The sequence below is a fragment of the Actinomyces sp. HMSC065F12 genome (assembly GCF_001814535.1).
In the GTDB taxonomy this organism is placed as follows: Bacteria; Actinomycetota; Actinomycetes; order Actinomycetales; family Actinomycetaceae; genus Pauljensenia; species Pauljensenia radingae_A.
In genome coordinates this window covers 1-25,594 of record NZ_KV816962.1, presented here as the reverse complement: position 1 = coordinate 25,594, position 25,594 = coordinate 1, and the positions used below count along the sequence as shown (strand labels likewise).

The window sequence follows — 25,594 nt, the reverse complement described above, 5'->3', positions numbered from 1 at the left end:
CCGGGTTCGAGCCCCGGTCAGGGCACCGCAGAATAACAACGAAAAGTCCAAGTCTACGCCGTGGAATAAGCGGCTACTAGACACGTTACTAGAATCTAAAAAGAACAGATAAACACGTGTGCGGTCCTTCAACAGTGACCTACAACACGCACACGCACCCCCGCACGCACAAAAAAAGGGGGGACACGCCCCTCAACGGGACGCGCCCCCCCTAGTCACACTCTCCACCTTATTCCCCAAGCAATTCACGCCGCACAGCGCTTACGGGCACATGAAACAGCGACGCAACACTCTCAACAGACAACTCACCGCGCAAAACGCGCGCGCGAAAATCTGCAACGCACGCATCAACCGTCAGGCGCGTAAACTGCTCACCGTAAGCGTCCACCAGCGCCGCCGCAACGCTCCCAGACTGATCGCACTCACTAAGCGCCATGCTGATAGGCCGCTCGGCCACGTCGCCCGCCCCGGCCACGCCTACAGCGTCATCAACACGCAATGAACAAAACGAGGCGAACAAACGCGCCTTGTCAAGAAAACATTCTCGCAATCCCGTGTACTCACCAGCAACCGTGCCTGCGCCCGCGAACTGAACAGCCTGCCACACCGGGTTAGTACTCTCACGCGATAATCCCATATTCAACACTAATCCACCCCTCTACAACTAATCCTAGCCGCGTATTCAACGCGCGCGCGGGCGAGACATGACCCTAAGTGCCTCGCCCCGCGCCCCTTAACGCGGGCACCACGTCATTAACACGCGCTAGTCAAACCACTGGCACGCAACGCCCTCATGCCGATAAAGGTCGCACAACTCCTGCGGTAACCAGTCATCAAGCGTCATTGATCCCCCGTCCTTCAACATTTCGTCTGCCCACTCGCTGAACGGTTCCAACTCGCCACGCTCCACACGCCTAGCCAACTCAGCCGCAATACCAGCCCACGTGATAGCCGCCGTAAAATCGTTCCAGCATAAGTTAGGCGCGCTACTATTGTCATCGTCAGGTAGCAGACGGTCCCAGTCGATGTACTCATATTCATCAAACGCGCGACGCAACGGCGTGTAGTCAAACGTCATACCGTCAAACGTAGACACGGGGGACGCAAGGTCATCGACCAGTTCATTAGTCAACGTGACCATATACCCGGAAAACGTGTCACGCTCCAGCGAATAATAGTCACCCCCGCCCAAGCCATAGGCCGCACTCTCTAGCAGACTCATAGAATCTCCATCGTCAAGAATAAATTGCGCACTCGGAAAATACTCAAGGGCCGTCGCCAGATACTGTGCAAATGTCGTCTTAGTCATTGTCCTGTCTCCTGTTCCTGGGTGTGTCAGACTGTCTTAACCAATTGTGCCCCGCCGCGCGTCAGTGCTTCCACTGTTTCACGCCACGCCACGCGCCACGTGTCACCACCGTCAAGTGGTGCCACATAAACATCATGGAATAATTCATCAAGCGACCGGCCACAGCTACCCTCAACCGGCACCAATGCTAGTGTCGCGATAGCGCGCTTCCACTCACACGCGCACCACTCATCAAACGCGCGCTCAAGCGCTCCCGCCACGTCACCACCACGCGCCAACGCACTATCCACCGCGCCAAGTAAATACCGTTCCAGCGCTTCCGCCGCGTCGCACTGCACCGCGCCTGTCCAACTCTCATAAACTTCACAAAACTCACACATGTCATTGTCCTTTCAAAATGCGGCCGCGTATTTAACACACGCGCGCGGCCAAACGCGCCTAACAGTCACTAAGGCAAGCGCCGCACGCGCCTAACCGTCTCACCCGGAATGTAATTGTTCGGGTTATTGGAATAATCGCCACTGCTCCCGAACATTGCCACGTAAGGCGCACGCGCGCGCCGTTTACCGTTCACAAACTTGTCAGCGGTAATACCGGCAACCGCAAACGGCCTACGCGCTTCCCGCCGCATGAAACGACGCGGCATGAAGACAAAATCACCCACGCGCACATCACTCACTGGGACTTCTTCAGCGTCAAGCACCGCACCAAGTTGCCGTTCTGCTGGTTGCTTCGAGTCAATATCATGCAAGAACTCGTCAAGATCGTGTGAGCGCTGTTCCTTAACAACCCCATGAGGATACGTGCGCTTCACAATCTCGTAATCTTTCACCCAGTACACGCCGTGATCCGTTCTCATAGTCTTGAGCGCGTCAGACTCACTGTAATTATCAGCCAGAACATGCAGATAAATAGTTGTCCCGTCATTGTCCATGTAATTGTTAATCACAGTCGCCACATACAACGGCGCGCACGGCACCTCGGCCAACCGGCAATACTCTAAGAACGCTTCAACTGAATCGCGCCCACCATTCCAGTGCAGTTCAATCGCTATACGCTGTTTGTCGAAAACTATCAGCCCGCTATTACTCATGATTAATTCCTCTCAAGATGTGTTTGTGTGTGTTGTCTGTTCTGGTGGTGGTGCCCATGCCATCAACATGGGCACCATCACTAAGCGGATAAGATCAGGCGCGCTCAAGTTTGAAAGACCGTATGGCGTGACCATCGTGACCAACCGTGAAACGCTTAGCTACCTTGGCAACTTCTTCAAGCGTCGGGCCACCAGTCCACGCGATACGCACCGCGTTAGTCTCAAACTCACGGTAAACGTGCATGTTCTTGGCTCTAAAAGTCCGGTAGAGGAACTTTCTTAGCGCCTTGGCACTCGTCGAGAGTGTCTTATCAATCGCGGTTGAATCAGTGGGCACGCTGTCAGCGGCAACCGGGGCCACGGCCTTAGCCTTACTTGCTTGCTTAGATTCAGACTTAGGCGCAGACTTCCTAGGTTCAGACGGGACACCACCAAACGACGCGAGAACACTATTGCCATTCAAATTGTCGTCAACTCTAACCGGCATAACCAACCCGGCAACATTCTCACCAGCAATAAACATATGAGGTTTGCACTGTTCACCAGCGAGAATGGTAACCGGGAACGCTTTTCTACTAGACGCAGACGGAACATAATCCCGGACACATTTGCCAACCTCAGACAAGAACTTCAACAAATCGGCATTGATACTCAGATTCTCACGCGCCTTAGACGTGACTCTATCTTCAAACAGCTTAGCAACTGGGGGATAAGAATTGCCCTGGTCAAAGAATCCACCAAGCTCAATAGCCGCATGTCCAAGAATCGCGTCATCATTCTCAACCCGGCAATACATAGTCGGTGTATCTGATTCAAGATTGAAAGACCAGTGCATAACTGAATTAGCAAACTCAGAACGCTTAATACGAATCGACTTAATACCTTTCTTGAACGCGCTACCATCAATCAGCACGGGACTACCCTTAAGAGCTTCAACACAATCGGCACTAACACTGGGCAACGTCGCGATGATAGCTTCGTATCGGTCAGTGGCAATAAATGCAGCCTTGCCATCGTGAACGGTAAACAGAACACTCGCAAGCATCGGCACTGACTTATCGTTAGATACGGCACTAATAGCACTCAAAGCGCTAGGCATAAACTCTGTAAACGGTACTGAAAACTGAACGTTGGACATGATACTCAATTCCTCTCAAAATTATTCACAAATACTAACCGGGTAACTAACTAGAAAACTGACTGATAAACTCGATCACTGCCACCCATTAATCACCACTTCCCGTAATGGTTCGGGAATATCCTCGCTAAGACCACGCCACCTGTAGCCCTGTTTCTCCAACTCTGCAACGCCACGTTCAAGCCCATAAGAGCCTGTAAAGAATACCGGGTAGCCATCCATAGATAAGACAGTATGAGTCAAAATAGCCCACGTGATGCACATAGTCGCATCGTTTAGCCAAAAGTCATCTAAGCCGGGCCACTCGTCTAAGTGCTCAAGGCATTCAAGTCCGTCCCACTCTCCCCATTTACTGTAACCAACGTACTCATACGCTCTCTGCACGCTAGTAAACTCACCACGGGAATTATTAAGAGTCCACGCTATCGACATAGCCACTTCGAGCGCCAGCCCCTCAAACGTCTCACTCTCAAAGTCAAAATAATCTACACCAAACAGATGGAACTCTGGCCCAAAAGTACTCACATTAGGACAAGCGTACTCAAACTCGCTTCGCACGTCATTATCGGTAAATAATTCTGCAACTTCACTATAACCAGCCCGGTCAAAAGCAAACGCGAGAACATCCGCCAATTTGCTATCTTTGCTAATCTCAAACTCACTCATGATTAATTCCTTTCAAAATGGGGCCGCGTATTTATCGACGCGCGCGGCCTTACGCGCCACCAATTCCCCTACGCAACCGCCACCGGATAAGCGCTCATAAACTTATCTACAGCCCGGCTTGTCGCACAATCCACTAAATCAGATTCAGTGATCTGTTCATAACATGCTTGCTCAATGTCACTACGACTATTCACGTCTACACAGTGAGGACTAGGAAAATCGCTAACATAATAAGGCTTACCCAGATCGTCCCAAATAGTGTGCAGTGCATCTTCCTTGAAACATCCAAGGCTAAACAGTCGGCTAATACTCTCGTAAATCTCACTAACCATCGTGCCGTCCGTTGCCCACTCGTCGAGTGTTTCCTCATCCGGTACCCATTCCGGGTCGCCACGTTCCACGCGCTCGCAATTGAGAGTGTTAGTCAGATAGAGACTAATCTCGTCAGAGATATTCTCAATAATTAGCGACTGTTCGTTATAGTCTGTAATCCATCCAAGATCGGGAAAATCAATGAAACGTTTAGCCACTGCCAATTGCTCATCACTCATAGCTATTATCCGGTAGCCATTTAAATAGTATGGACGCTCCCGAACAAACTGCCGTGCAAGCGCTTCAAGCTCATCACTATCAAGGCCATTCACGCGCTTATCATCTTTGAGTAAATCTATAGCGACGCTTAGCGCGCTTTCCTCATCGGTAAAGCCGACAACCTCACCAGTAAGTGAATCTCTAATAACGGCGCGCGTGTCATGCTCACTATTATTATCAATAAAGATCGACACCAATTTATCCATTGCCGACTGCTTCATCATGTTAACCACTAATCCCTAATCGGTAGAAAGCCTGTTATTTACTCATTGCGTCTTGCGTCTGTCGGTAAAGACGCTTGAAAGCAATCGACGCCTGGAATAGGGCGCGCGCCTGGACATCCAGCCAATGTTCACGGGAATTAGGTTGCAATCGGCCGTGGTCAGTGCGTTTCAATTCACTAGGACAGCACAGCCGTTCAGCAATATCAGAGTTATAGATCAAACTGCAACCATTCCATGAGTGCTCGGACCAATCCGACGCGCCATTAAGTAGAAAGCTGTCCAGCTCATGTTTCCCAAGCGATTCAATATCGTCATAACCCCGGTTGCAATAGAGCAGATCATAAAAGTCGGATACGTATTCTCCCACGCCACGCGACCAGGCCGAACGTCCATGCGACGCCCTATACTCATCAACCGCACCACTCAAAGCCTCTAAAAACCCGCTCATTTTCCTACCCCAAACCCATCAATATCCGCTGAATTCTTGAACTCGCTGAAAGCGCGTTCAAACTTCCGATTAACATTCACGCGCGTCGCCTGGAAAAACCCACCAACAGCACGCGGCCCTAAAAACTGCTTAATAAATTCCTGCTTCCCCTCGTGGGAAGATGAACGCATCCCACCAATAAGCGCGCTCGCATCTCTCCAAGACTCGCAACGCCTTAAAATTCTTAACTCGAAAACGCTGAACACACTGAACCCCTTGAATCTCAACCCTGAAACCTGATAGAGTGACCCTCGTGTAGGGACGGCACCAGCACTTGACCAGTGCCGCCCCTCGTAGCAACCGTTTAACGGCTGTTACGTCCTAGCCAATAGCAGAACTGCGGTAGCCACATAGGCCACAGTTCGGAAAATGCTAAGAGAACTAGGAACACATCAGGAAAGATGTCCATTTATTTTTCCTTTCAATGGACACTTACGCCGGCTTTTGCCAGCGCCTTACCCGGTGTTGTCGCACCGGGTAAGTCTTTACCCGCGCGCGCTGATATCGTGCGCTTGGAGAATCGCGTTTAGATCATCCAGTGGCAGATCATTGAGGCTCTGGCCAGCGGGTAGAGTAGAGCGGATATCGCTCACAATCGCGTCAATATCGAAGTCATCCGCATAATCTCCAAGCTGCGGAGTAATCCACGCTTCGACCGCTTGGACTGATGGAAAAGTAGACATAGTACACTCCCCGTACTAACAGATATGTGAAAGCCGGGCGCTAGAAAAGTGGTAAGAACACCCCGCCTTATTCCGCTTCGTGCGTCTTGTATTACGGCGACACCCGGCATGAAGCTCACGGGAATAAAAAAATGACCTACTGACGTGGGTCATCACGTCTTACGAGTTTTCTAGGCTCGATCGCTGTCTTTCAGCGACAAGAAAATAATTGCACACCCTCGGAGTGAAGTCAACTCATTTGAGTGTGAGCTACGTCACACACCGATAAAGTGGCAGAATACCAACGCAAACTATGACTAATCCCCACCACATACAAAAGAATCGCGCTTGACATGCCCACCACTACACGCGCGCTATATATAGGCACCATGCGACGGCGTGACGGACACAGAGACGGACACAGAGATAGAGAGATAGAGAGATAGAGAGAGTGCCAGGGCAGTGAGGTGAGCTACGTCACACATAGCGTTAGAGTGTTGATAGACAAGACGCAATGAGGTAACGCGCGCGTTCTATATATACACGCGACACGCGACACGCACGCAACACATAACGACAATCATTCTCAAACGCGCTCGAAGCGCGCTTGAGGTCTAAACCCCACCCATGCATAAATATACCCCGGCGTGCATACCCCGCCACCAGCGAAGCCCCTACCGCCCGGTCTTAGCAGTTCTTATGCGTGGCAGCTCAAAGGTCGATGGGCATTGAGCGCACGTGTCACGTTTAATAGGTGGGGGTGGCGTGTTATTTCCGTGGGTGTGTCATTTTGCGCGTGGGTGTGGGCTGGTGAAAATTGTGGGTGGCAGTTCAAGGTTTGCGCGGTGGGCGTGTTAGCATGTGTGGCTTGTTGGCTTGTGTGGTGTGGTTCGTGCCTTATGCTGTTTGTTGATAGTGGTTCCTATTATTATTGTTTTGTTGGTGCGGTACGTTCTGGTAGATATGGGGGTTTGTGGGGGTATGCCGTGGGTGAGGTCAGGGCGTTCGCCGCGCAGTAAGCGGTTCCCAGCTGATTGGGAGAAGCGCCGCCGTGTCGTGTTGGAGCGTGACGGATTCAAGTGTCAGTGGCGTTTGAGTGGTGGCGGCGTGTGTGGGGCACCGGCTACGGACGTGGATCACGAAGTTCCTAATGATGATGATTCGTTTGCTAACTTGAGGGCGTTGTGTTCTGAGCACCACCGGCGCAAGACTGGCGGTGAGGGTGGCCGTGGCTATTGGGCGGCTGTGAAGCGTTCTCGCGGTAAGTTTGTGAGGGTTGAGAAACACCCGGGCTTGTGTGGTTGATAGGGGTGTTTGTGTGCCGAGTATTCCTAAGCGTCGTGATGAGCTTATCGACGCGCGCGCGTCCCGTGTGGGTGCGGCGAGCGTCGGTGTTGCGCGTCCTGTGCGGAAGCCGTCGGCCCGTAAAGAGTGGCATGATTCGGTTAAGCGGTTGTGGCGGTCGTTTGCGTCTAGCGGGCAGGTCGAGTTTTGGCAGGAGTCTGATTGGGCGTTTGCTCGCATGTTGTGTGATGACTTGTCGCGGTTTCAGAAGCAGGAGGACGCGGCGATGAGGTCGCGTGCTGAGCGTGATGAGTGGGACGCGCAGTATGGGTGGATGGACGAGGACGAGTTGCGTGAGGCGGCGTTGGAGGCTGGTGATCGTTCGATTGCGAAGCCGCCGCGCGTGAAGTCGTTTGGTAGTGCGGCAAAGATGGAGATTTTGTATTCGGCGTTGCAGCGGTTGTTGGTGACTGAGACTGATAGGCGGCGTGCGCGTATTGAGTTGCAGGTTCAGCGTGATGAGGGTGAGTCGCCTGTTGATGAGGTGATGGAATCTTACGCTGAGGCGTTGCGCGCGGTGTAGAGAGGGGCTGTTGGCGTGGAGGTTGCGGGCCGCGAGGTTGAGGGTATTCCTTTCGCTGACGTTCCTGACGATGAGTTGTCTGACGGGCAGTTGTTGGAGAAGTATCGCCCGTTGTTTTTGGGGCCGACGTGGAAGCGTGACGAGTTAGGCGCGTGGGTGTTGCCTGAGCGCACGTTGGGTTGGCAGATTGCGCGTTGGTGTAGTGAGTGGTTGAAGCCGCTTGGGGATACTGAGTTGTTTGAGTTTACGCTTGAGCAGTTGCGGTTCTTGTTGTGGTGGTATGCGGTTGATGAGCGCGGCGAGTTTGTTTATCGGCATGGTGTGTTGCAGCGGATTAAGGGTTGGGGCAAAGACCCGTTTCTTGCTGTTATTTGTTTGATTGAGGCGTTCGGGCCGTGCCGTTTTGGTGGCTGGCTGAAGGGCGGTGTGCCGTTTGGCGTGCCGTGTCGTAATGCGTGGGTTGAGTTGTATGCGTTGTCGAAAGAGCAGACGGAGAACACGTTTACGATGTTCCCGATTCTTGTGAGTGAGCGTATGCGTAAGCGTTACGGCATGGACGTGAAGTTGGAGATTGTGCGCGGTTTGGGGAATACGGTTCGTATTGTCCAGAAAACGGCGTCGTTCCGGTCTACTGAGGGTGGGCGCGTAACGTTCAGCTTGTTGAATGAGACGCAGCACTGGCTTGCGTCTAATCGTGGTCACCAGTTGAAGCTGACGATTGACGGTAATGCGTCTAAGGGTAGTGGTGCGCGTTATGTGGCGATTACGAACGCTTATAAGCCGGGCGAGGATAGTGTGGCGCAGCGTGACCGTGAGGCGTATGAGGGGTTTCTTGAGGGCCGCGCGTTAGATCAGGGCTTGTTGTATGACAGTATCGAGGCCCCGTCTCATACGCCTTTAACTGAGCGCGTGTTCCGCGTGGTGTATAACGCGATTCGTGGGGATAGCGTGTGGTGTGATTGGCATAAGGCGTGGCTGTCTACGCTTGACCCTACGCGGCCTGTGAGCGAATCGCGCCGCATGTATTTGAATCAAGTGTGGCAGCCGGAGGGTTCACTGTATAAGGCGGCTGAGTGGGATCGGTTGCGTGTCGGTGAGACGCTTGAGCCGGGTGACCGCGTGTGTCTTGGTTTTGATGGTGGTAAGAGTGATGACGCGACGGCGCTTGTTGCTATTCGTTGTCGCGACCAGTTGATTGTGCCGTTGCTTGTGGAGGAGAAGCCGGAGGACTTGTCTACGGGCTGGGAGGTTAACCGCGAGCGCGTTGATAGCGCTGTTCATCGGGCTTTCCGTGAGTATAAGGTTGTTGGGTTTTTTGCTGATGTGGCGTTGTGGGAATCGTATATTCATGAGTGGACGCTTGATTATGGGCATTTGCTTGTGGGGCGCGCGTCGGAGCGTGGGCCTATTGAGTTTGATATGCGTGGTTCGCAAAAGAAGGTTGTGCGGTTGCATGAGCAGTTTATGAGCGCGGTGTTGGAGCAGCGTGTTCATCATGGTGGTTCTGATGGGTTGTCGCGCGCGTTGCGGCGGCATGTGTTGAACGCTGTGCGCCGGGATACGACGTATGGTGTGACGTTTCAGAAGGAGTCGCGTGAGTCGCCTAAGAAGGTGGATTTGTATGCGGCGGCTATGTTGGCGTTTGGCGCGTTGATGGAAGTGGAGTTGACGGAGGCGGCACAGAAAGTTGATGTGTCTGCGTCACCGTTGGTGTTTGGTTCGTGGGGTGGTTAACCGTGAGTGATGATCGTGTTGCGTTGGTGTTGGCGCGCGAGTGTTTCAGCATGGCTGAGCGTGATTTTGGTGAGCGTTTGGAGAAGTGCGATAACTATTTGCGTGGCGTGCAGTCTGACCCGTATGCGCCTGATGGTATGCGCGATGAGATGAAGAACATTATGGAGCGTTCTAAGCAGAATTGGTGCGCGTTGCCTGTGAACGCTATGTGTCAGACGCTCGCGGTTGATGGGTATCGTCGTGGGCGTGGTGAGAGTTCTGATGTGGGTGATCGTGCGGCTGGTGATTCTCTGACTGATACGGAGGAGTGGGCGACGTGGAAGCGTAGCGATATGGACGCTAAACAGTCGCTTGTGTATCGTCCGGCTATTGCGTTTGGTCAGGGTTTCACGGTTGTTGATCGTGATTATCATGGTCGCCCGCAGATCAGGGTGTTGTCGGCGTTGCATACGGCCATGATTTTTGAGGACGTGTTGTGTGATGATAATGCGTTGTTTGCGTTGACGATCACGCGCCGCCCGGTGGTTGAGGGCGGGGAGCTTGTGTCTTTGGGGCGCGCGTATGGGTGGGATCGTTACTTCCGGTACGAGTTCGCGTTTGATGATGGTGAGTTGTTCCGCGTGGTGGAGCGCGTGGAGCATGGGGGTAATGGTCATAACCCTGTGACGCGGTTTTATTCGCAGATGGATAGTGAGGGTCGTGTTCAGGGGATTGTTGAGCCGCTTATCCCGTGGCAGGATTCGCTTAACCAGACGTTGTTTAACATGCTTGCGGCGCAGAGTGAGGGCGCGTTCCGCACGATTGTGGGCACGGGGATTATTACGCCTAGCATAAAGGATAATAATGGTAACCCTGTGATGGACGAGTTCGGTAATGAGCGGAAAGCGCCGGTTCGTATTAACCCGTCCTCACCGTTGATTACCGCGTCCCCCCAGGCGCGTATTACCGCGTTGCAGCCGACTGATTTGAGCGGGTTTATTGAAGCGGCGAGGATGCATGTGCAGCATTTCAGTGCTATCACTCAGGTGCCGCCGAACTTCTTGTTGGGGCAGATGGCTAACTTGTCTGCTGACGCTTTGGACGCGGCGGAAAAGTCGTTCCGTAGGCGTATTGGCGAGTTGAAGCGTCTGCTTGGCCAGTCGTGGGCGCGCACGTTCCGCGTGAGCCGTGTCGTTGAGACGGGTGCGACTGAGGACGATGATTCGTGGGAGCACGGGGAGACGGTGTGGCGTGACTTTGAGGACACGGCTATGAGTAGCCGCGTGGACTCGTTGACGAAGCTGGCAACGCTGGGTGTTCCTAATAAGGCGCTGTGGGCGATGGTTCCGGGCGTGACTGGCCCGCAGTTGGATAAGTGGGCGCAGTTGGCGCAGGATCAGGAGCCGTTTAACACGTTGGATACGGATAGTGCGGCGTGGCTTATGTCTGGTTCGAGCGCGCCGCGTGAGTCTCGCGAGTTTGCTGACGAGCCGCGCGCTGACGCGGTGTTGAGCTAGTCCGGCTAGAAAAGGGGGGGTGCGTGTTGTGGCGTTAAACAGTGACGTGTTGGAGCGGATTGTTGCCGCGTATAGTGCGGGCGTGAAACGCATTGGTGACCGTAGTGGCGCTCTGGGTATGTCATTGTGGGACACGGCGCGCCCTGAGAAACTGTTGGACTTGTCGATTAAGACGCTTGTCCCGTTGTGGGGTGAGGGCTATGAGCTTGGGTTGGCGTTTTACCGCGTGTTGAAACTGTTGGACATGGGGTACACGGTTCGTCATGATGAGTCGCGTCGCCGTCCTATGCGCATGGTCACTGCTGGTGATGTGATTGGCGAGTTTGAGAAACTGTCGGGCGTTGAGCTGGGTGACTTGGGTGTTGATAGGTCGCGCCGCGTGAAAGAGTACGGGATTGTTTCGTCGTCGTCTATCGGGTGGAAGTCGAGTGATTTCTGGTATTTGAAGCAGTCGATGGACAAGCAGCAGGAGCATGTGGCCGCTAAGGGCGCTATGGATTATGACCGGGTTGCGTTTGGTGCGGCGGCGCAGAAGGTCGCGGCTGATGGTGCGCGTACTACGGTGGCGCATTTAGGGGAGTCTGACGGGAATTGTTTGGGGTTTGCGCGGTATTCAACGACGGGCACGCCGTGCGCGTTTTGCGCGTTGTTGTTGACGCGCGGCATGGTGTACAAGTCCAGTAAGAGCGCGGTTCTGTCTGCTAGGGGGAACTCGTTTCACCCTAATTGCAAGTGCGTGTCTGTGCCCGTGTTTCATGAGCGCTCGTGGAAAGCGGGGAACGTGTTTGCGTTGAATAGGAAGTTTGAGCGCGAGTATCGGGCGAACGATACGGTGTCGGCTGCAACCGGTATTGGGAAGCTGAGGGCGTGGCGTTCGTACTATTGGAAAACGTACCGGAAGTAAGACACTGTCCGGTTTGCCCGTGCCCCGCGTGGGGTTGCGGGCGTTTTTGTTATGAGTGGCGTTGCGCGTCTTGACGGTGCGCGCGCCTTTCGAGTTTCGAGGAAGGGCTGACTGTGGCTGACGAAAATGAAGCACCTGAAAATGAGGACCTTGACGGTGAGGGTGCGGCTGATCGTGACCTTAGCAGTGATGAGGGTGACGTGAAGCGTGGCGAGGTGAGTGATCTGCCTGAGTGGGCGCAAAAGATTATTCATTCGTTGCGTGATGAGAATAAGAAGCGTCGCGTGGCGTTCGACGAGCTTGCGAAGCGTGCTGAGTCCATGAAAAGCGTGGACGAGGTGAACGAGCTGATCGCGGCTGAGAAAGCGGAGCAGGACAAGCTGCGACTTGAGGTTGCGCGCCGTGACGTTATGCGCGAGTTCGATGTTCCTGACGGGTTGAGCGAGTTCGTTGTGGGCGATACGCCGGAGGATATGCGTAAACGCGCGGAAGCCCTCATGACAGTTATGGGGGAGCGCGGTAAGTCGCGGCCTGTTGAGCGTCGCGGTGGCGGCGTGAACGGTGCTGACACGGCTGGTGACGGTCTGCCTGATGATCCCCGCAAACTTGCGGAGATGGTCCCTCGATTGTCGTAGTAACCGGATTGTTGGATACGCGCGTCTCTAAGTGGGGGCGCGCGTCTTGTTTTGTGATGGGAGTTTGATTGTCATGGCTTATACGCCTCATAAGATTGTGAAGCCGGAGAAGCTTGTTGCGACCGCTATGGGTCTGCTTGAGCGTGAACTGGTTGTTCCTAAACTGTTTACCCGTAAGGGCGTGGACGATTTCAAGGGTGCGCGCTCTGACACGCTGAATATGCGTGTTCCGGGCGTTCTGGCTGCGCACGATTATGCGTGGCGTAATGATCGTTCTAAGCCGATTCAGGTCGATCAGTATTCTGACCGCACTGTTGCCGTCAAGTTCGGTGGTAACGCTTACAGTGCTGTCGAACTGACTGACGAGCAGTACGAGTTTGATTTCAATGCGTGGAGTGAGCTTCTTGCCGCGCAGTGTCAGGCTGTTGCTCGCCGTCTTGAATACGGCGCGGTTAAGTCAATGGTTGATGGTAAGTATGCGGTCACTGTTGGCGCTACCGCTGGCAACCTGTCGAACGACATTGTTGAAGCTAACCGCGTTTTGAACACTGTGGGCGTTCCTGCCGCGTCGCGCACGCTGCTTGTTGGTAGCGAGGTCGAAGCTGTCATGCAGACTGACCCGGCGTTCAACATTGCGTCGAACGTGGGTGACGCTAACGCTAATAGCGCTCTGCATGACGCTGTGATTGCGAAGTGGAAGGGCGCTAACGTTGTCCGCTCCCTTGATCTGCCGTCTGACGAGGCTTACCTGTTTGCGGGTAGCGCGTTCGCGTTCCTTAACGCTGCGCCGCACGTGCCTGATTCCGTTAAGGGCGGCACCACGTCGTTTGAAGGTATTGCCCTGCGCTGGGTTCGTGACTACGACCCGATGTACATGGTTGAGCGTAGCGTTGTGAACACGTGGTACGGGTTCGCACCTGTACTCGACCCGATCCTGTATTGGGACGCTGCGAACGACCGTGAGGCCGTGTCTGAGGGCGAGTATCTGGTTCGTGGCGTGCGCCTGAAGCTGGGCGGCAAGGACTCGTACTTTGCTGCTGACGCTGGTACTGGCGCTGCTGCTGTGGGTAAGGCTCTCGGCCTGACGAAGCGTAGCGCCGCTACTGCTGCTAAGGCTCCTGCGTCTCCTGCTGCGTAACGCTGCCTTGCGCTCGCGGGGTGGGGGCGCGTCCCTGCGCGGGGCGCGTCCCCATTTGCTGTGCGCGTTTTGTAGTTGTTAACAGCGTGAAGTAGGGGGGGTTGTATGGCAGACGATTTCGTCAAGCCGGGCACTGGCCCGCTGATAAGCGTCGCGGAGTTGCAAGCCCGACTGGATTGGACGCTTGGCACGGGCTTAGAGAACATTGCTGAAAGCGTGATCGAGGACGCTTCTAACCTTGCCCGACATTATGGGCGCGCCACGTGGGATAAGGACCATGTGCCGCCCGTGGTGAAAACACAAGTTCGTAACGCTTGCGTGCGGTATTTGAAACTGGTTGACGCGGTTCTGTTGTCGCGCGCGGCTGAGGAAACTGAACAGTACACGGATCTGCGTAAGAAAACGGGCACCGTGTTCTTTGACGATGATGAGATAGCGACGATTAAGGCTGCTGCTGGTGGTGATGGGAACTTCTACTCGCTTGATAGCTTCCAGTATTCGCCCTATGCCTCGTCCACGTTAGAGCGTTCAGATTACGTGCTGTTGCCTACTGGGCGTAAGCCTATGCGGTTGGGGTGGTCACCGTGGCCGTAGGCAGGTATCGGGAAAAGTATGGGCTGGTGTTCCCGCCTCGGATCGTGACTGATTCGCGTGGGAATAAGGCTCACACGCCTGATTTTGATAATCCTGATCGTGTTCGTATGAGCGTGCAGGGTTTGAGGTCTAACCGTACTGAGATTGCCGGGCAGTTAACTAATGAGGTTGTGCGCGCGCTTATTGACCCTGAGTACGACTTGAAGCCGTGGAGCGTTGTGGAGTTTGAGGGCCGTCAGTATGACTTGTCGGCTCCGCCGATGTTCCGTGAGGGGACTAGGCGCACTCGTCATTGGGTTGTTGAGTTGCGTGCGCGTCCACCGTCGCGCGCTGGGAGTGTGGTGTGAGATGGGTTTTGAGTTCACTGTTAGTTCTAAAGAGCTTGGCCGGATTATTGGCCGTATGGCTCCTGTTCAGGCTGAGCTTGGTGCTGCTGCCGCGTCTAGGGCTGCTGTGGCGCGCGGCGTGTTGAAGAAGCACCGCCGTCAGGGGCACTCGCGTATTACGCACACGCAAGGTTTGGTTGACCATTACGTGTGGCTGGACGATACGCGGGGGCTTGAAGCGGCTGCGGCTATCGAGTATGGGCGGAACATTTACCGCACTGAGGTGCTGAAAATGGCTAACGGGAAGGTTCGTAAGATCAGGGTTCCTACTGGTCGCAAGACTCGTCCTGTGCGCGCGTTGCGCACCGCGTTCAAATAGGGGGTGTGATCGCGTGTGAGTTTGCTTGACGAATTGCGCGAGAGCGCGTCTTTTTTGAGTGCGCTAGATTTCCTGCCTGACTTGTTGCGCGCGGAATTGCACGACGCTGTTGACGTGCGCACAAGGATTCAAGAGGAAGAACTCAAGGATACTCAGCCGACGGTGCTTCTTGTGGAGAGGACACCGGGGGGCGGCTGGTCGCCTGACGGCGGCGCTGTCGATGTGATTGATCTTGAGTTCCATTGTTTCGCGTCCGGTTTGGACGCTTCGAGTGTCGCGTTCTATCTCGGAATGAGTGTTAACCGCGCTATGCACCGGATTGCTCGACGCAAGACGATCATCGAGGACGGGATTAACATTACGGGTTTCCGCACGTGGGAGAGGCCGCGACGCAAGACTGACTGGGCTGACGCGGTAGGCCCTGTTCAGTATCAAGACTTGCCGCAAGGCACGGAACGTTTCTTGTTGACGGGCCGTATCGGAGTTCATTACAGAGTGAAGGGTGATTTCTAATGGCAATTATTGATTCTAAGAGCCTCGTTGTTGACGGTATGCACTTTTTTACCGCTGAGGTTGACACGGTTGTATCCGACGCTGATCTCAAGACGATTGCGAAAGGTGTCCAGACTGACGGCGCTATCACGCTGACGAAGTGGGAGGATCTGGGGCACACGTCTTTGGACGCGCCGCTCAAGCTGACCACTGAGGGTGGCGAAGTGACTACCCTCGGGTCGCTTCAGAACCACGCGCTGCGCACGCGCACGTCGGACAAGATCAGGTCGCTTGAGATTGATAGCGTCCAGTTCGATGAGGAAACTATCAAGATGTTCCTCGGCGCTAACACGCTGAAGGACGCTAATCTCCTGTGGGAGCAGACTAAGGCGACTCCTGTTCAGAAGGCGTTTCTTGGTGTCGCGGTTGATGGTGACGGCCTGTTCGTGATTCATGGCCCGAAGGTCGATATTACGGCTAATGGTGACTTGGATGCGTCGAACGCTGAGGAACTGGCTAAACTGCCGCTGAAGTTCACGTTCCTGAAGTCTGATAAGGCTAAGGGCGCGTTTGCTATCACGCCTGTCTTGTCGATCAAGGAACTTGCTGGCACAACGTCTGCGAGTTCTCACTGACGATAACGGTATTGGTTATCGTTATCTGCTACCATTCGAGTAGCACCTTATTGTCCTTGGGTGCTTTCGGGGAATGATGGTCGCATGTGAAGGGGTACGCGCGCTGTTTCATTGTCTGTCCCGCGCGTACCCCTTTCGTGTGCTTGTTTTGTTTATTCACCTTTGCGCGATTGCGCGCGTGCTTGAGAAGGAAACGTTATGGCTGACGACGCATTTGAGATTTCTGTTGATGACCTGATTCGTGACGCTCACGCTGAAGCTCCCGAAGTGAAGATCGGGGATGTTGTTCTGCGTAACTTCCTGCGCTTGTCTAATAGTGAGCGTAGCGAGTTTTCTGAGCTGCTTGACGCTGTGAGTGATGATGAGGGCGGTGCTGATGACGGTGGCAAGACAATTCAGATGGTTGCTGACCTGATTCGTCTCGCCTCCGACGATAAGACGGCTGCTGAAGAACTGATTAAGACGATTGGTGAGGACTTGTCTGTAGCGACGTATATTGCGAAGCTGTATTTCGATAAGTCCCAGCCGGGGGAAGCCAAGCCCTCGCAAGACTGATTGACAAGGCGGGGGCGGGTCTTGTTGCGGATCTGAGAATGTATTACGGGGTTGATCTCGTTGACTTTTTCCGCACGTTGTCCCCGTCCCCGCGTGTCATGCTCGCGTATGTGTATGCGTTGCCGTTGGGGTGCCGGACGCGGGCGCTGCTTGTGGGGACTGATGACGAGTTTGGCCGGTCGCGTGAGGTGATCGTGTGCGAGGACGTGTATGACGCGATTGTGCAGAACACGATTTTGACTACTATGCGCGAGTTGAAGCAGTTGCCGGAGTTTTATCCGCGTCCTAAGCGGCGGGATACGGTCCAGGGCGACGGGTCTTTGAGGGGTTTACATGCGTTGTTAAGCAAGTTGCAGTAGTTGTTGCGTTGTTTTCATGTGGGGCGGGGGCGTGCCTGGTTGTGGGCGCGTTCCTGTCCCTTTCTTTTGTGTGAGTGAGTGTGGTTCTTGTGCCTGCTGCTAGTAAGACTATTGGCCGTCTTGGTATTAAGGTGTGGCCTGACGCGCGCTTGTTTCGTGGCGAGTTGCGCGCAAAGATGCGTGAGGTTGAGTCCCGTCAGAACCCGGTGAGTGTGGGTGTGCGCGCGGCGGCTAACGAGTTGGCGCGTGACGTGAAGCGTGAGATTCGACTTGCTCAGGCTCAGGCGCAAGACATTCATGTTGGTATTGATGTTGACGATTTGAAAGCTCAAGCGGCTGTTATGCGCGAGTCGCTTGAGGACGCTGGCAACATTGCTATGCGCCGTAACCGTGAGGCGGCTAACGAGTGGTGGCGCGAGTTTAAGAACTTGAACGGTAAGGACGGGTTCACTGCTAAGCAACTGTTCCAGTTCAAGGATCATGAGTTGCGTGCGGCTGCGCGTAAACTGCGCGAACAGTCTAAATTGTTGCGTCGCGCTATCCCGTTCAAGGTGGAGCCGGACGAGGCTAGTTTGGAAAAGACGCGCTCACTGTTTGATGGGTTGTTTGAGCGCGAGTACACGGGCAAGGTGAAGTTCTCGCTTGAGGAGAGCCGGTCTTGGCCGCGCATGGTGAAGGACATGGAGCGCGAGTTCCAGAAGCATTCGAACTATAAGTTCACGGTGGAGCCTGACCGTGACGCGACGAGTGGCGCGTTGAACGCGGCTATTGACACGATTAACGCGGAGCTGCGGAAACGTTTACGCGATGTTGAGAGCTATTCGATTAGGCTGAAGCCCGATTTTGACGAGAACGAGCTTGAGTCGTTTAGGCGTAGGTTTACTCGGACTGTGCGTGAGCGCATGTGGGCTGACTTGTCGGTGAAGATTAAGGCTGACACGTCGCTTGAGGACGGGAGCGTTGACCGGGCTTTCGGGGAGATTCAGAATGAGTTGCGTCGGCGCGCTATGCGTCAAGAGTTGGGTGTCGATCTCAAGATTCACCCTGACATGAGTGACCACGAGTTGCGGGCGGCTGCGCGTAAGCTGAAACGGTTTAAGGAGAAGTGGGACGATACGGAGCTTGAGTTCCAACTGTCCCTTGACCATTCGTCGCGGTATGTGGCTGGTGCGCGTCTCGCGTTTCTTGCGCGTGACCGTTGGGTGAAGCTGAAGCCGTTTGTTGATAGTAAGACGTTCCTCGCTGCTCAACAGACGCTTGCCGCGTTGTCCGGTTACCGTTTGGCGCGCGATTTGACTACGCGCCTGTGGGACATGGTGAAGAACTTGGATAAGGCTGTGCCCTTGTTCGGCGCTATTTCCTCGGGTCTTGCTGCTGCGGCTGCGGGCGCTACGCAACTGGTGAAGCACTTGTTCACGGTTGGCGGCAGTCTGGGCCATATTGTGCAGATGGTGGGGCTGGTTGGCCCCGGTTTCGCTGTGGCTGGCGGCATGATGGTGGCGTCGTTCCTTGTGCCGTTGTTGAAGATCAAGGAGCATGTCGCGTCGTTTGACGAGGACATTAAGGGCTTGTCTAAGGGCATGGCTGACGCTTTCTGGGGCGTTGGTTTGAAGCCGTTTGAGCGCGCGTGGGGCGTACTGTACCCTGAGTTCCGCTCGAATATGGAGAAGCTGTCTGCTGCTGCTGGTTGGCATTTTGGGCGTGTGGCTGAGAGTTTTGCTGCGATTGTTCGCCCGTCACTGTCCCGCATGTTTGGGTATGCGGCTGATGGTTTGAACGAGTTGACGAAGCACACGGACGCTTTCGCTACTGTGGTGGACATTTTGGGTAGGCATGGTGCTCAAGGGTTCCAGCGCGCGTTGGGGTGGCTTGGCCGCATGACTGATAGGTGGGCTGAGTGGCTGAGCACGGCTGAACGTACTGGCCGTTTGCAGTCGATGATTGACCGGGGCATTAAGGCTTTGGGTGATTTGGGTCGTGCGACTAAGGCGTTTGGCCAGACGTTGGGCGGCGTGTACGAGGTTGCGCGCAATTATGGTGGCGCTCACCTTGAGCAGTTGGCTGACGGGTTGGAACGTTGGGCTGAGGTTACTCACAGTGCGGGGTTCCAGCAGGGGTTGAGCCGCGTGTTTGACGGTATGGGCGCTGCGTGGGAGAACTTTAAGTCGATGAGCGCTGCGTCTATACGCGACATGCTTAATTCGTGGTCGAGCATGATTGCGCGTAGTGGACCGCTTATGGGGCGTGCTGCGGGACGCATGTTGAGTGGTGTTGCTACCGCGCTGTCTGGGTCGAAGCTGAATAACGGGTTTTATGCGTTTTTCAAGGGCCTTGATGACGGGTTAGCTAAGTTGCAGGGCGTGTGGCCTAAAGTGTCTGCCGGGTTAGGCGCGTTGTTGAAGTTCATGGGCGCTTTGGGTAGGGGTTTTTCGCCTGTTGTCGGGAGCGTGTTAGAAACGTTGGCGCGCACGGCGGAGCGTCTTGTTGACCCGTTGAGCCGGATTGTTGAGCGTATCGGCCCGCGTTTTGCGAGCACGTTCAGCACGCTTGGTAATGTTGCGTCGCGGTTCTTGCAGGTGTTGGCTAACTTGCTGGACGTTGTGACGCGCATTCCGGGCAGTGTTGAGCTTGTTGTTGTGGCGTTCGCCGGGTTCAAGGTGTTGACTGGTGTTTCCGCGTTGGTGCGTGGTGTTGGAGCGGCGTTCACGGCGGCTGTGCAGGGCGTGGCTGCTTGGGGCGCTGCGATTACTGCGCTGCGTGGCGGTAAGGGGCTTACGGCTGCTGTTGACGCTGCTGTTGCTGCCCAAGCTGGGATTACTGGGTTGTCGGGCGCTATGAATGTCGCGTCGGGCGCGGTGCGCGGGTTTGCTGCGTCGCTGAAAGTGTTGCAGTCTGCGTCGAAGATCGGCCTGATTATTGCCGGTCTGACCGCTGTGTTCAGCATGGCTAAGAACAGTGTTGAGAGCGCTGTGGCTGAGTTGCAGAAGCCGATGGACGCTGCGTGGGATTCGCTGGTGGCGGGCGCGAAGGACGGTGTGAGGCGTGTTCAAGCTGAGCTTGCGAAGCTGAATGAGAAGTCGCCTTTTGTGGCCAGTGGGAAGAACGTGGGTCAAGAAGCGTTGTCTTATTTGAACTCGCGTGGCCCCTCGCGCTTGGGCAGGTTCATTTGGTATTCCGACGAGACGCGCGCTGCTGCTAATTCGTTGAATGACGCGATGAGGAAGATCGGTGAGAACGCCTCGTCAATGGGGGAGGAAGCGTTTAACGCTTTCCAGCAAATTGCTGATGGGCTTTCTGCTGCTGGTAATGGTTCTGCTGCGATTAGTGAACAGTTCAATCGGCAGTTGCAGAGCACTGAGGGGCTTGAAGCTGGTCTTGCCGGTGTTGCGTCTGAGCTTGGTCTTGCCACTGATCGGCAGTCGTTGTTGAAGTACATGACTGATTCGGCTGCGTTGAGTCAGGACTTGTACACGGCGAAGTTGGCTGAGGCTAACGAAGCGAGTACGCGGTTCAGTGAGACGCAACGCGCGCTCACGTCCTACATGGATAGCCAGGTCGCGGCGTTCGGTTTGACGGCTGACAGTGCGGGTAGCGTGGTGAACGCTATGAACAATCTTGCCCCGTCCATTCTGAACGTGGGTGACGCGGTTGTTGACGCTAACGGTAACGCCGTTCAGTCGTTGAGCGAGTTCACTGAAGGGCTGAAGTCGCAGGTGGACGCTTTCACGCAACTGGGTAACAACATGACTGACCTTGTTGCTGCTGGTTTGCCCGCGCAGTTCCTTGAACAGTTGGCTCAACTCCCGCAGGGCGCTGACGTTATGCAAATGGCTGTGGACGCTATGCGTAGCGGCACGGATGACGGTAAGCGTCAGTTCGACGAGTTGTCTAACGCGGCGCAGTCGTTTATTGACGCGCAGAACGGTATGGGCGCGTCCACTGAGTCGGTGTTTGCGCGCATGTCTGCCGCGTACACTAACGGGTTCACTGGGTTGAAACAGTCGATTGCTGACGCTATTCCCGACGTGAATAACCGTATGAGCGTGCTAGGTGCGGAAACGCCGAAGGCTCTCGCTGACGCTTTGCAAGCGAACGGCTACATGGTGACTGACGCGGGCGGCAAACTTGTTCTCGACTTGGGCAACGGTATGGCCGTCGAGTTGGCTAACCAAAAGTCCAACATCTCGAACAGTGTCACAGACTTGTTGAACGGGCAGTCTCTCATTTTGAGCAACATTGCGAACAGTAACGGTGTTCACACTGGTGTCGAATTGGCGCAGGGCATGAGTACCGGACTGTTGAGTGCTGGCGGTGCTGGCGGGAGCGTGGTGAGCGCGGCTCAAGACGTTGTGAGCCAAGTGAACACGGCGCTGGTGAGCGCAGACTTGTCGGGCGCTACTGAGGTTGGGCGGCGACTGGTGAACTACGTCGCGCAAGGCGTGAGCGAAGCAAGCCTTGACGTGTCGGGCACGATGGACGGCGTTATGCAGACGCTTGTCGCTGAGGGTGTACAGTCGGCGCGCAGTTTCACTACTGTTGGCCGTCAGATTGTTACTGAGATCGGTAACGGTGTTGGCGAGTCCGGGCCGATTAGTACGAGTATCCGGGCGCGGATTACTGCTGCGAGTAGCGCGTGCGAGTCTGCGGCGAGCGGGTTCACGTCTGTTGGCGGGGCGATTGTTCGCAATTTGAACTCGGGCGTGACGAACGCGAGCGGGTCTGTGAGCACGACGGTTACGCAGGCTATTAATTCTGCGCGTAATGGTGCGATTAGTGGTGCGAGCGTGTTCATGGAGGTTGGTCGCCACGTTGTTGCCCGTATGCGTGACGGTGTTACTGCGAGTGTTGGCGTGCTGGTTGCTGGTTTGAATGGTGTTATCACTGTGGCCGCGTTTAGTGCGACAACCCGAGCATACGTGTTTGTGAATGTGGGCAGACTGTTTGTTGTCCAGTTGGCGAGCGGCGTGTGGGCTGGTAGTCGCGCATTGTCGGGGGCGATGTCTGGTGTTGTGAGTGCTGCGAGGGGCGCTGCGTATGCGGCGGCGGGCGGCACGTACAGTATCGGCCTGATGATTAGTTACGGTATTGCTGGTGGTATTCGTGCTGGGAGTGGCGCTGTGACGGCTGCTGCTGCGAGCGTGGTCCGTTCGGCGGTTGCTGCTGCGCGCGCGGCTGGTGATATTCATTCGCCGTCCCGTAAGGGTATGGAGATTGGCGCGTTCTTGTCTGAAGGCATGGCTCTTGGTATTGAAAGCGGCGTGGAGCGTGCGGCTGCTGCTGCGCGGCTGGTGATGGTCGCGTCTTTGGCTGCTGCGCGTCAGGCGAGTATTGACGCTGAGCGGTTGAATGGTGGGCTTGTTGGCGAGTTGACGAGCGGGGAGCGCAGGGCGCGTATTGCTCACGATGTGAGTGATGAAGTGTTTGGTGATGTTCTTGTTCGTGTTGATCCGAAGTCGTTGAGTGGGGCGAGTGTGAACATGATTGTTGACGGTCGCACGGTTGAGGGCTATTTCGGTGAGGTTGCTGACGAGCGGATTGTTGCCGCGTCTCGCTTGTGAGTGGGGCGCGTGCGGTTGGCTCACGCTGCGGCGTGGGGTGAATAAACATGTGGGGAGGGTGGCCGCTGTTGGCGGCTGCCCTTCCCGTGTTTTTAGAGTGTTGAGGGGTGCTTGCTGTGGGTGTGCGTGTCGTGTCTGACCGTCGTAATGGTGTGCTGCGTTTCATTCTTGATGGGAGTGGATCGTTGTGGCAGGGGGAGCGTGTCGTTGCTGTGTGTGAGGGCGGCTCACTGATGTGTAGTGACCCGCTTGCGCCTATGGGCGTGGAGCTTACGTATTCGTTTAACGGTGAGACTGTGCGCGCGTCGCGTGAGTGTCCTACTGGGCCGCATGGTGGTGTTGTGAGTGACACGGCTGGTAGGACTGTGCCCGTGGACTTGTGGGAGGACACGGGCGAGGAGGAAACACTGTCGAACAGTGTGAGCCTGTTTAATAATCGTGTTGCCCGGTTCGACTACCCGAAGATTGAGGGCAAGACGCGGTTGTGGTTGTTTTCGCCTGACCGTGTGCGCGAGCTGCATGAGGTGGTTGAGGCGCAGAGTGTTCTGCTGCTGGTTCCGGGTTGTTTGCCTATGGGTGCGCGCGGGGCGCGTTGCGTGTTTGTGAAGCGGGCTGACTGGACGCGCACGAGTGTGGACGGTGAGACGCGGGTTGACGTGTCGTGGCAGTTGGTTGACCCGTCCGGGTTTGTTGAGGCTGTGACGCGCGGTGGTCGTGGCGCGGTTGGCGTGACGTGGGGTGAGTGGGAGCGTTTGGGGACTGGTTGGCAACCGTGGAGTGCGACGCTGGTTGCCCGTAAGGTCGCGGAGGTGGAGCGGTGAGGACTGGGGCTGATGTGTACGTGTTGACGCGCGCTGATCGCGTGTTTGCGCGCGTGAATAGTATGCGTGGCGGCACTGTGTTAGCTACTGACATTCCAGTGTCGGGTCTTGTTGTTGAAGCGAGTGTTGATCGTGATGTGCCTGAGCGTGTGGAGTTTGTCGCGCCACTGGAGTTCGTGCCGGACAGTCCTTATGCGCCGTTGAATAATTACGGTCAGCGCGTGCAGGTTGTGGCTGTGGTGAGCGCTGGCGGCGTGGAGTATGAGACTGAGATCGGCTGGTTCGTGTTGACTGACCCGTTTGAGGAACGCAAAGAGGGCGTGCGCGTGACGGGCATGGGGTTGTTGCAGGTGCTTGATGACGCGCCGTTGTCGTTCCCGTTGTCGCCTAACCGTGGGGAGCGGTTGTGGGACGCGGTGAAGCGGTTGTCACCGTTTATTCCTAGCGTGTTGGAGGACGAGTCGGATAACCCTGTTGTGAGTGTGGATACTCAATGGGGGGTGTCGCGTAGCGCGAGTTTGCGCGAGTTGTGCGCGGCTTATGGGTTTGATTACGCGGTTCGTCCTGACGGCTATTTGCACGTGTGGCGCAGGAGGACGGCGGGTAGCCCGGACGCTTTCTATTCGGGGCGTGACTTGTTGGTGGAGTCGCCGCGCCGGGGCGTGGAGCGTCGCCCTAATCGTTGGGTTGTGGTGTCGCAGAAGGACGGGAAGGACGGGCACCGTTGGGTCAGTGAGGTGAGTGATGTTGCGCCGCCGTATGACGTGGCTGGCTATGGGCTGGTGGTTGATCGGCGTGAGTTGAGTGACGCTAAGACGTTCGGGGACGTGCAGGCTGCTGCTGACCGGAATATGCGTAATGGTGTGAGCGTGGCGAGTGCGCGGCGTTTTGAGATTGTGTGCGACCCGCGTATTGAGGTGGGTGACGTGGTGAGTGTTGAGACGTTGCAGGGCGAGACGGTGGTGGGCAGGGTGCGCGCGTATTCCATGCCTATTAGTGAGCCGGGTAAGACGATGAGGGTTGACGTGGAGGTGTTGGCGTGGTGACGGGTAAGAGCTTGTGGCTTGATTTGCCTGAGCGTCGCCGTGGCGATTTGACTGCGTTGCGGCCTGACATGTGGCTGTGGGGTACTGTTGTCGCGTTTGAGGATAACGGTTTTGTCCGGGTGCGTGTTGATGGTGCGCCGGAGGGTGAGAGTGTTGTTGCGCCGTGCGAGAGTGGTATTAGCGCGGTTGGTGCGCGTGCGCGTTTGTTGCGTGATTCGTCTGGCCGCGTGATTCAAGTGTGCGCGCCTGACGCGGTTCCTGATGGGTCTAGCGTGGTGCCGGTTGGTGCGACTGGGCGCGTGGCGTGGGAAGCTCAACAAGCGGCTTATGGTGTGAAAGAGACTGTTGAGGAGACGCGCGCGAAGATTACTGCTGCCGAAGCGAGTATTAGTGCTGCTGAGAAGAAGGCAGAGGACGCGCGGGCGGCGGTTGAGTCGGCGAGTGCTGCGGCTAATTACGCGGCGTTTCAGGTCGAAGAAATCAATGGCACGGTTAAAGAACTCGGCACGGGTGTGGAGAAGGCATGGACCAAGGCGGACGAAGCTGGTAGGTACGCTGACGAGGCGAGAAAGACTGCTGCTGCCGTGTCCAGCAAGGTGGATACGGTTAGCCAGAACGCTGAAGCTGCGAAGAAAACGGCTGAGGAAGCGAAAAGCGCTGCTGTTACTGCCCAGAATACGGCTGACGAGAAGAACACTATTTACCGGTCTGCCAGCGCGCCTGACCGTGACGGTAAGACGATGGGTGACGTGTGGTGGCAGGTTGCCGATGGAGTGATTGCCGGGCAGTGGGTGTGGGACGGCGCTCAGTGGGCGAAAAGCCCTGTGGGCAGTGAGGTTGTCGCGTCACTGACGGCTGACAAGCTGCGCGCGGCTACGGGCAGTT

Annotated in this window: 27 protein-coding genes; 17 read left to right on the top strand and 10 right to left on the bottom strand. The window is 55.5% G+C overall.

What is annotated here, in order from left to right; genetic code table 11:
- Positions 1 to 229: 229 nt before the first annotated feature.
- From HMPREF2975_RS03610 to HMPREF2975_RS03570, 10 genes are all read right to left on the bottom strand, one after another.
- Positions 230 to 646: a hypothetical protein gene (locus tag HMPREF2975_RS03610; RefSeq protein WP_193599977.1), complete on the bottom strand. Its 417-nt coding sequence runs from the start codon at positions 644 to 646 to the stop codon at positions 230 to 232.
- Between the two features lie 117 nt (positions 647 to 763).
- Positions 764 to 1,309, bottom strand: a complete 546-nt coding sequence (locus tag HMPREF2975_RS03605) for a hypothetical protein (RefSeq protein ID WP_070725842.1) — start codon at positions 1,307 to 1,309, stop codon at positions 764 to 766.
- Between the two features lie 26 nt (positions 1,310 to 1,335).
- Entirely contained in the window at positions 1,336 to 1,689 is a 354-nt protein-coding gene (locus tag HMPREF2975_RS03600) for a hypothetical protein (protein WP_141757280.1), read from the bottom strand.
- Positions 1,690 to 1,757: 68 nt separating this feature from the next.
- Positions 1,758 to 2,402 carry a hypothetical protein gene (locus HMPREF2975_RS03595; RefSeq protein WP_070725838.1) on the bottom strand — a complete coding sequence of 215 codons (645 nt, stop codon included), beginning with the start codon at positions 2,400 to 2,402 and terminating at the stop codon, positions 1,758 to 1,760.
- A gap of 94 nt (positions 2,403 to 2,496) precedes the next feature.
- Positions 2,497 to 3,540 (bottom strand): hypothetical protein, encoded by a 1,044-nt coding sequence (locus HMPREF2975_RS03590; protein ID WP_070725836.1) that lies wholly within the window; start codon positions 3,538 to 3,540, stop codon positions 2,497 to 2,499.
- Positions 3,541 to 3,615: 75 nt separating this feature from the next.
- Positions 3,616 to 4,206 (bottom strand): hypothetical protein, encoded by a 591-nt coding sequence (locus tag HMPREF2975_RS03585; RefSeq protein ID WP_070725835.1) that lies wholly within the window; start codon positions 4,204 to 4,206, stop codon positions 3,616 to 3,618.
- 68 nt (positions 4,207 to 4,274) lie between these two features.
- The gene (locus tag HMPREF2975_RS03580; RefSeq protein WP_141757279.1) at positions 4,275 to 5,021 is read right to left on the bottom strand and encodes a hypothetical protein; all 747 of its coding nucleotides are present in this window, start codon (positions 5,019 to 5,021) and stop codon (positions 4,275 to 4,277) included.
- 34 nt (positions 5,022 to 5,055) lie between these two features.
- Complete coding sequence (locus tag HMPREF2975_RS03575) at positions 5,056 to 5,469, bottom strand: hypothetical protein (protein ID WP_070725830.1); 414 nt, start codon at positions 5,467 to 5,469, stop codon at positions 5,056 to 5,058.
- A complete protein-coding gene (locus tag HMPREF2975_RS12225; protein ID WP_141757278.1) occupies positions 5,466 to 5,714 on the bottom strand; it encodes a hypothetical protein in 249 nt (82 codons plus the stop codon). The genes HMPREF2975_RS03575 and HMPREF2975_RS12225 overlap by 4 nt, the downstream gene beginning before the upstream one ends.
- Positions 5,715 to 5,993: 279 nt before the next feature.
- A complete protein-coding gene (locus HMPREF2975_RS03570; protein ID WP_070725828.1) occupies positions 5,994 to 6,191 on the bottom strand; it encodes a hypothetical protein in 198 nt (65 codons plus the stop codon).
- Positions 6,192 to 7,488: 1,297 nt separating this feature from the next.
- Between HMPREF2975_RS03570 and HMPREF2975_RS03565 the strand changes: the two genes are divergently transcribed.
- The 17 genes from HMPREF2975_RS03565 to HMPREF2975_RS03485 form a co-directional block, all read left to right on the top strand.
- A complete protein-coding gene (locus HMPREF2975_RS03565; protein ID WP_141757277.1) occupies positions 7,489 to 8,037 on the top strand; it encodes a phage terminase small subunit in 549 nt (182 codons plus the stop codon).
- Positions 8,038 to 8,130: 93 nt separating this feature from the next.
- Positions 8,131 to 9,771 carry a hypothetical protein gene (locus tag HMPREF2975_RS03560; RefSeq protein ID WP_227469178.1) on the top strand — a complete coding sequence of 547 codons (1,641 nt, stop codon included), beginning with the start codon at positions 8,131 to 8,133 and terminating at the stop codon, positions 9,769 to 9,771.
- 2 nt (positions 9,772 to 9,773) lie between these two features.
- Positions 9,774 to 11,267 (top strand): phage portal protein, encoded by a 1,494-nt coding sequence (locus tag HMPREF2975_RS03555; protein WP_070725824.1) that lies wholly within the window; start codon positions 9,774 to 9,776, stop codon positions 11,265 to 11,267.
- Between the two features lie 28 nt (positions 11,268 to 11,295).
- Positions 11,296 to 12,171 carry a VG15 protein gene (locus HMPREF2975_RS03550; protein WP_141757276.1) on the top strand — a complete coding sequence of 292 codons (876 nt, stop codon included), beginning with the start codon at positions 11,296 to 11,298 and terminating at the stop codon, positions 12,169 to 12,171.
- 113 nt (positions 12,172 to 12,284) lie between these two features.
- On the top strand, positions 12,285 to 12,806 hold the full coding sequence (locus HMPREF2975_RS03545; RefSeq protein ID WP_070725821.1) for a hypothetical protein: 522 nt from the start codon (positions 12,285 to 12,287) through the stop codon (positions 12,804 to 12,806).
- Positions 12,807 to 12,879: 73 nt separating this feature from the next.
- Positions 12,880 to 13,944, top strand: coding sequence for a hypothetical protein (locus HMPREF2975_RS03540; RefSeq protein ID WP_070725818.1), 1,065 nt, complete (start codon positions 12,880 to 12,882; stop codon positions 13,942 to 13,944).
- 105 nt (positions 13,945 to 14,049) lie between these two features.
- Positions 14,050 to 14,538, top strand: coding sequence for a hypothetical protein (locus HMPREF2975_RS03535; protein ID WP_070725817.1), 489 nt, complete (start codon positions 14,050 to 14,052; stop codon positions 14,536 to 14,538).
- 44 nt (positions 14,539 to 14,582) lie between these two features.
- Positions 14,583 to 14,885, top strand: coding sequence for a phage head-tail adapter protein (locus HMPREF2975_RS03530; RefSeq protein ID WP_141757275.1), 303 nt, complete (start codon positions 14,583 to 14,585; stop codon positions 14,883 to 14,885).
- A gap of 1 nt (position 14,886) precedes the next feature.
- The gene (locus HMPREF2975_RS03525) at positions 14,887 to 15,243 is read left to right on the top strand and encodes a DUF5403 family protein (protein WP_070725813.1); all 357 of its coding nucleotides are present in this window, start codon (positions 14,887 to 14,889) and stop codon (positions 15,241 to 15,243) included.
- A 15-nt stretch (positions 15,244 to 15,258) separates the two neighbouring features.
- The gene (locus tag HMPREF2975_RS03520) at positions 15,259 to 15,756 is read left to right on the top strand and encodes a hypothetical protein (RefSeq protein ID WP_070725811.1); all 498 of its coding nucleotides are present in this window, start codon (positions 15,259 to 15,261) and stop codon (positions 15,754 to 15,756) included.
- Positions 15,756 to 16,370, top strand: coding sequence for a phage tail tube protein (locus HMPREF2975_RS03515; protein WP_070725810.1), 615 nt, complete (start codon positions 15,756 to 15,758; stop codon positions 16,368 to 16,370). The genes HMPREF2975_RS03520 and HMPREF2975_RS03515 overlap by 1 nt, the downstream gene beginning before the upstream one ends.
- A gap of 198 nt (positions 16,371 to 16,568) precedes the next feature.
- Complete coding sequence (locus tag HMPREF2975_RS03510) at positions 16,569 to 16,925, top strand: phage tail assembly protein (protein WP_070725808.1); 357 nt, start codon at positions 16,569 to 16,571, stop codon at positions 16,923 to 16,925.
- A 38-nt stretch (positions 16,926 to 16,963) separates the two neighbouring features.
- Positions 16,964 to 17,284 carry a hypothetical protein gene (locus tag HMPREF2975_RS03505; RefSeq protein WP_070725807.1) on the top strand — a complete coding sequence of 107 codons (321 nt, stop codon included), beginning with the start codon at positions 16,964 to 16,966 and terminating at the stop codon, positions 17,282 to 17,284.
- 80 nt (positions 17,285 to 17,364) lie between these two features.
- Positions 17,365 to 22,842 (top strand): phage tail tape measure protein, encoded by a 5,478-nt coding sequence (locus tag HMPREF2975_RS03500; protein WP_070725804.1) that lies wholly within the window; start codon positions 17,365 to 17,367, stop codon positions 22,840 to 22,842.
- Positions 22,843 to 22,973: 131 nt separating this feature from the next.
- Positions 22,974 to 23,663 carry a hypothetical protein gene (locus HMPREF2975_RS03495; RefSeq protein ID WP_141757274.1) on the top strand — a complete coding sequence of 230 codons (690 nt, stop codon included), beginning with the start codon at positions 22,974 to 22,976 and terminating at the stop codon, positions 23,661 to 23,663.
- On the top strand, positions 23,660 to 24,709 hold the full coding sequence (locus tag HMPREF2975_RS03490) for a hypothetical protein (protein WP_141757273.1): 1,050 nt from the start codon (positions 23,660 to 23,662) through the stop codon (positions 24,707 to 24,709). Before HMPREF2975_RS03495 ends, HMPREF2975_RS03490 begins: the two co-directional genes overlap by 4 nt.
- On the top strand, positions 24,706 to 25,594 hold an 889-nt coding region (locus tag HMPREF2975_RS03485; protein WP_227469176.1), incomplete at its 3' end, for a hypothetical protein. The genes HMPREF2975_RS03490 and HMPREF2975_RS03485, both read left to right, overlap by 4 nt.

Excerpts from the sequence above, each read along its gene's own strand:
- HMPREF2975_RS03605 (WP_070725842.1), bottom strand. The coding sequence starts at position 1,309 with ATGACTAAGACGACATTTGCACAGTATCTGGCGACGGCCCTTGAGTAT.
- HMPREF2975_RS03600 (WP_141757280.1), bottom strand. The coding sequence starts at position 1,689 with ATGTGTGAGTTTTGTGAAGTTTATGAGAGTTGGACAGGCGCGGTGCAG.
- HMPREF2975_RS03595 (WP_070725838.1), bottom strand. The coding sequence starts at position 2,402 with ATGAGTAATAGCGGGCTGATAGTTTTCGACAAACAGCGTATAGCGATT.
- HMPREF2975_RS03590 (WP_070725836.1), bottom strand. The coding sequence starts at position 3,540 with ATGTCCAACGTTCAGTTTTCAGTACCGTTTACAGAGTTTATGCCTAGC.
- HMPREF2975_RS03585 (WP_070725835.1), bottom strand. The coding sequence starts at position 4,206 with ATGAGTGAGTTTGAGATTAGCAAAGATAGCAAATTGGCGGATGTTCTC.
- HMPREF2975_RS03580 (WP_141757279.1), bottom strand. The coding sequence starts at position 5,021 with ATGATGAAGCAGTCGGCAATGGATAAATTGGTGTCGATCTTTATTGAT.
- HMPREF2975_RS03575 (WP_070725830.1), bottom strand. The coding sequence starts at position 5,469 with ATGAGCGGGTTTTTAGAGGCTTTGAGTGGTGCGGTTGATGAGTATAGG.
- HMPREF2975_RS03570 (WP_070725828.1), bottom strand. The coding sequence starts at position 6,191 with ATGTCTACTTTTCCATCAGTCCAAGCGGTCGAAGCGTGGATTACTCCG.
- HMPREF2975_RS03540 (WP_070725818.1), top strand. The coding sequence starts at position 12,880 with ATGGCTTATACGCCTCATAAGATTGTGAAGCCGGAGAAGCTTGTTGCG.
- HMPREF2975_RS03535 (WP_070725817.1), top strand. The coding sequence starts at position 14,050 with ATGGCAGACGATTTCGTCAAGCCGGGCACTGGCCCGCTGATAAGCGTC.
- HMPREF2975_RS03525 (WP_070725813.1), top strand. The coding sequence starts at position 14,887 with ATGGGTTTTGAGTTCACTGTTAGTTCTAAAGAGCTTGGCCGGATTATT.
- HMPREF2975_RS03515 (WP_070725810.1), top strand. The coding sequence starts at position 15,756 with ATGGCAATTATTGATTCTAAGAGCCTCGTTGTTGACGGTATGCACTTT.
- HMPREF2975_RS03510 (WP_070725808.1), top strand. The coding sequence starts at position 16,569 with ATGGCTGACGACGCATTTGAGATTTCTGTTGATGACCTGATTCGTGAC.
- HMPREF2975_RS03505 (WP_070725807.1), top strand. The coding sequence starts at position 16,964 with ATGTATTACGGGGTTGATCTCGTTGACTTTTTCCGCACGTTGTCCCCG.